Origin of the sequence: Actinomadura montaniterrae (assembly GCF_008923365.1) — a bacterium.
Taxonomy (GTDB): Bacteria; Actinomycetota; Actinomycetes; order Streptosporangiales; family Streptosporangiaceae; genus Spirillospora; species Spirillospora montaniterrae.
Genome location: NZ_WBMR01000403.1, coordinates 1 through 4,359, shown reverse-complemented (window position 1 = coordinate 4,359; position 4,359 = coordinate 1). Strand labels below are relative to the sequence as shown.

General features: G+C 74.7%; 5 protein-coding genes and 1 pseudogene. All 6 read right to left on the bottom strand.

Translation table 11 applies throughout. The annotated features are described in order from the left end of the window. A partial coding sequence (locus tag F9B16_RS49475) for a PAS domain-containing protein (protein ID WP_225992667.1) occupies positions 1-685 on the bottom strand: 685 nt, incomplete at its 3' end. Positions 686-813: 128 nt separating this feature from the next. Then, positions 814-1,716: an ANTAR domain-containing protein gene (locus F9B16_RS49470; protein ID WP_225992666.1), complete on the bottom strand. Its 903-nt coding sequence runs from the start codon at positions 1,714-1,716 to the stop codon at positions 814-816. Positions 1,717-1,873: 157 nt separating this feature from the next. Continuing rightward, complete coding sequence (locus tag F9B16_RS49465) at positions 1,874-2,296, bottom strand: CBS domain-containing protein (RefSeq protein ID WP_151547193.1); 423 nt, start codon at positions 2,294-2,296, stop codon at positions 1,874-1,876. Positions 2,297-2,406: 110 nt separating this feature from the next. After that, complete coding sequence (locus tag F9B16_RS49460; RefSeq protein WP_151547192.1) at positions 2,407-2,790, bottom strand: SSI family serine proteinase inhibitor; 384 nt, start codon at positions 2,788-2,790, stop codon at positions 2,407-2,409. 148 nt (positions 2,791-2,938) lie between these two features. Beyond that, on the bottom strand, positions 2,939-3,550 hold the full coding sequence (locus F9B16_RS49455) for a sigma-70 family RNA polymerase sigma factor (RefSeq protein WP_151547195.1): 612 nt from the start codon (positions 3,548-3,550) through the stop codon (positions 2,939-2,941). A gap of 505 nt (positions 3,551-4,055) precedes the next feature. Beyond that, positions 4,056-4,359 (bottom strand): annotated as a pseudogene (locus F9B16_RS49450) (hypothetical protein); the annotation flags it as partial.

Sequence of the window (4,359 nt, the reverse complement as noted above, 5' to 3'; positions counted from 1 at the left end):
CCGCTTCCGGCCGCCGCGCCGCGGACCGCTTCCCGCCGTCCCGCTTCGCCGGAGCGCCGCGTCCCGCGGTCTCCGCGCCGGCGTTCGCCTCGCTGCCGCCCGGAGCGTCCGCCGGGGGGCGCGCGGCACCCGCCGCGACGACCACCATCGGGTCCGGCTCCCCGCGGATCCACACCCGCGCCAGCGTCACGACCGCGTCCACCGGACGTTCCCGGCCGAGGAACCGCACCGGCACCCGCCGCCGCCGTCCCGTCCGCACCACGGCGGCCAGCTGCGACCGGACCGCCGCGCGGGTCGCCAGATCGCAGAACGCCGTGAACTGCTTGCCGGAGACATAGCCGGACGAGGTGCCCAGCAGCTCCGCCGCCTGGCGGTTCACCCGCCGGACGCTGGTGTTGCGGTCCAGCAGGAACAGCGGCACGGGCGCGTCCTGGAAGACCGTCCGCAGCACCCGGCGCTCGTTCTCCGCCGCGTTCGAGCCGCCCTGCTCGGCGCCCTGGTCCGCGCCGAGGGTGCGCAGCGCCGTCACCGCCAGCTCGAGCTCCGTCAGCGCCGCGTCCAGGGTGGCCCGCAGGTCGGCCTCGGGCATGCCGGAGGCCTGGCGCAGCTCACCGATGCGCCCCTCGAGATCCGAGATCTCCCGTACCAGGGACTCGGGTTCGAGCTGATCGGGCTGATCGTGCAACGGGTCTCCCTCTGTGCCCCGAGGCGAGGCCGGACAGGACCGGCTTCGCGGCTCCGGTCATCCGGACCGCAGTCTCGGCGACTGCATCTCGCAGCCTATGCGGTCACCTCCGTGCTCCTGGCGCGGACCTAGCGGAGCCCCTGGTCACCGACGATCCGCTGAGCCAGTGCGGTCAGTTTCACATGCCTGGTCTGGGAGATGCGGCGCATCTCCGCGAAAGCCTCGTCCGCGCCGCAGCCGAGCGCGTGCATCAGGATCCCCTTGGCCTGGTCGACGACGGCCCGCGCCTCCACCGCCTCCTGCAACTGCCTGGCGGTCCGGTGCACGTCGTCGTACTGCTGCGCGTTCGACATCGTCGCGCTGCCCTGCGCCAGCAGCAGCGAGACGAGCGCGAGCCGGTCCGGCCCGAGCGACTTCGGCGTCACCCCGTACAGCGTCAGCGTGACCAGGACGGGCGGGTTCAGGTGCGGGGACGTGGTGAAGCACCGCACGCCGCGGCGCAGCATGTCCGACACCGCCTCCGGCCAGCGGGTCTCGACGAGGATGTCGTCGCAGCTCACCGTGCGGCGGTCCATGACGACGTCGAAGATCGGGCCGCGTCCCCGGGACAGCTGCCGGTCGGTGACCTCGGCGAGGTCGGGGTGGCTGGCGGCGGCGGCCAGCGGCTCGGGGCGCTCGGCGTCCGGCGAGGGCAGCTCGTCCGGCGCGACCTCCCCGGCCGCCTCCGGGAGGCCGGGGTCGGCCGCGCTCCGCCCAGAGGCGTCCTGCTGCTTCGGGACGCGCGGGACGTCCGGGGGCCGCGGCGCCGGATCCGGCCCGGCGCCGAGCGCGGCGACCGCGACGGGGTCCCCGAGGGACGCCGGCGGCATCGCCCAGCGCACGCACGCGGCGCCCGCGCACCCGTGCACGGCGCGCGACGCCAGCTCGGCCACCCGGTGCAGGGTGCCGACGTCGGAGGACTCCCCGACCACCCCCAGCCGGGCGATCTCCACGGCGAGCTGGTCGGTGAGCACCGTTTCGGTTGGAGCCACGCTTATGACGTTATCCTGCGCCACGTCATGCCGGGGATGGCCGCCCGCCCCGGAGTACACGGACCGCCGGCGCCGCGTCGGTTGCGGGCGGCGCGGGGGTCGCCGGGGTCGCCGGGGTCGCGGGGGTCGCGGGCGGCGCGGGGGTCGCGGTGGGGGTTCAGTTGTTCGGCGGGGCCTTGCTGATCTCGGGGAGCGGGCCGCGCTGCCCGTCCGCCACCGCGAGATCGCCGATCGAGACGATGCCCACGGGCCGCCGCCCGCCGTCCACCACCGGCAGCCGCCGGACGGACCGCTCGATCATCAGCCGCGCCGCCGTCTCGGTGTCGTCCTCGGGGTGCAGGGTGCACAGCTCCGCGGTACAGACCTCCCCGAGCGGCGTCAGCGATGTGTCGCGGCTCTCCGCGACGGCGCGCACCACGATGTCGCGGTCGGTGACCATCCCGCACAGCTGCCCCGCATAGGTGACCAGCACGTCGCCGATCCCCTCGTCCCGCATCACCCGGGCCGCCTCGTACAGCGTCGCGTCCAGCGGCAGTGCCTGTGGGGCCGGGGTCATGACGTCGCTGACCCGTCGTGGCATCGCGCGCACATCCTCTCGAATAACCGGCGGCTCGCGTGGCCCGTGTGCGCGCCTTACCCACGGTCGGCCCGCCTATGCGGACGGTCTCGATGACCTGGGCCGGACGCGCATCAGAACGCGAACACCGTGCCGGTGCGGGAGTGCATCACGCAGTCGTTGGCGTAGTGGGCGTGGAACGACACGGGGTTGCCGTGCCAGCGGCCCTTCGCCTCCGCGACGACGGGCGCGTAGACGTCGGTGCACATCCGTCCGTCCGGCGCGTGCGCGAACTTCCCGCCGGAGCCGGCGAGCTCGGAGCAGGCCCGGGCGGCTTCCGGGTGCCGGCCGCCCGGAGGGTCGCAGGAGAGGGTCACCGCGTGCGTCCCCGAGGCGTTGCGCCCCGGATGGGTCAGCGTGAGCTGGAGGGACGTCGTCCCGGCGCCGTGGTGGTGCGCGGGGACGGCGGGCGAAAGGGCGATCACGGCGCCCGTGATGGCGGCGATGAGGTTCGACATGGCTACTCCCGACGGTCGGAGGGACCATCGCTCAATGTATCCATGCGACTACCGAGCGTGCAGGGAAACGGACGATCCCGCGGTCACGGGGTAACCGCGGGATCGAGTCGGAAGGTTCGAAGGTTCGAGAGCGGGGGGCGGCGCCGGGTCAGGCGGCGAGGGTGTGCGCGGCCCGCTTGTGGCCCGCGAGGGCCTCGCGGAGCTGCTTGCGGCCGCGGTGCAGGCGGGACATCACCGTGCCGATGGGGGTGCCCATCATCTCGGCGATCTCCTTGTAGGGGTAGCCCTCGACGTCGGCGAGGTAGACGGCGTCCCGGAAGTCCTTCGGCAGCGCGCGCAGCGCGTCGATCACCTCGGAGTCGGGGATGCGGTCCAGCGCCTCGGACTCGGCGGACCGGAAGCCGGACGAGTGCGCCTCGGCCTGCGCGATCTGCCACTCCTCCAGCTCCTCGGAGCCGGCCCGCTGGGGCTCGCGCTGCTTCTTGCGGTAGGTGTTGATGAAGTTGTTGGTGAGGATCCGGTGCAGCCACGCCTTGAGGTTCGTGCCCTCCTGGAACTGGTGGAAGTTCACGTAGGCCTTGGCCAGGGTCTCCTGGACGAGGTCCTCGGCGTCGGCGCTGTTGCGCGTCATCCGCACGGCGCTGGCGTACAGCGGGTCCGCCAGGGGCAGGACGTCGCGCTCGTAGCGCCGGGTGTTGTCGAGGCCCTCGGTGTGCTTGGCGGCGGCCGGAACGCGCGCGGCGGGCTTGCGGACGGGCATGGTGACAGCGGTCATCATCGCTCCCCGTGGTCGTGACCCCGTGAGGGGCCGGTTGCTGGCGCGTGCTCGGCGGCACGCGCGTGCCGGGCGGAATGACCGCCCCCCGTACAGGTGGTACGCGCCACCGTTCCCGACGGGTTCGGGCCGGCGTTTGGCACGGTCCAGCGACGTGGTCCTCGCGGAGTCGTGCGCGTCTCCGGGGGGAGACGGTCCGGCGTGGTCAGGGGCTCGGCTCCGCGGCGGCGCGGGCCGGGCGGCGGGTGCGCGGGCCGGTGGTGCCAGAGCGACCCCGGGGTCCGGGACGTCGCGGGCGTGCTCGGTCGGGCGCATCCACGCTTCAGTGGCTTCCCGCTAGGTAAGACGCCGGGAGGGGGCCGGAAGGTTGCGTGGCGTCCGTCACATACCGTGGCGTGTCGGCCGAACCGGGCCCGATGTGGCGCTATAAGCGGCTTTTCGGCGACTTTCGGGCGCCTGTTCGGCGGTGGGCGGTGGGCGGCGGGCGGCGTCAGGAGGGCAGGTGTCCGGCCAGGACGGCTCCGACGAGCCGCTCCGCGAACTCCTCGGGCGCCTCCGGGAGCCGGGCGCCCGCCGCGACCGCCTCCGGCCCCGCGAGCCGGATCAGGAACGCGTGCTGCTGGCAGCCGCCGAGCAGGGCGGCGGCGATGGCCGGCGCCGGAGCGCCCGGCGCCAGCCGGCCGGCCCGCTGCTCCGCCTCCAGGTAGCCGATCAGCGCGGCGTGCCCGAGGACGGGCCCGGCCACCGGGCCTCCGAGCGGACCGGCCGGCGGCCCGCCGGGGGAGCCGGGCGGG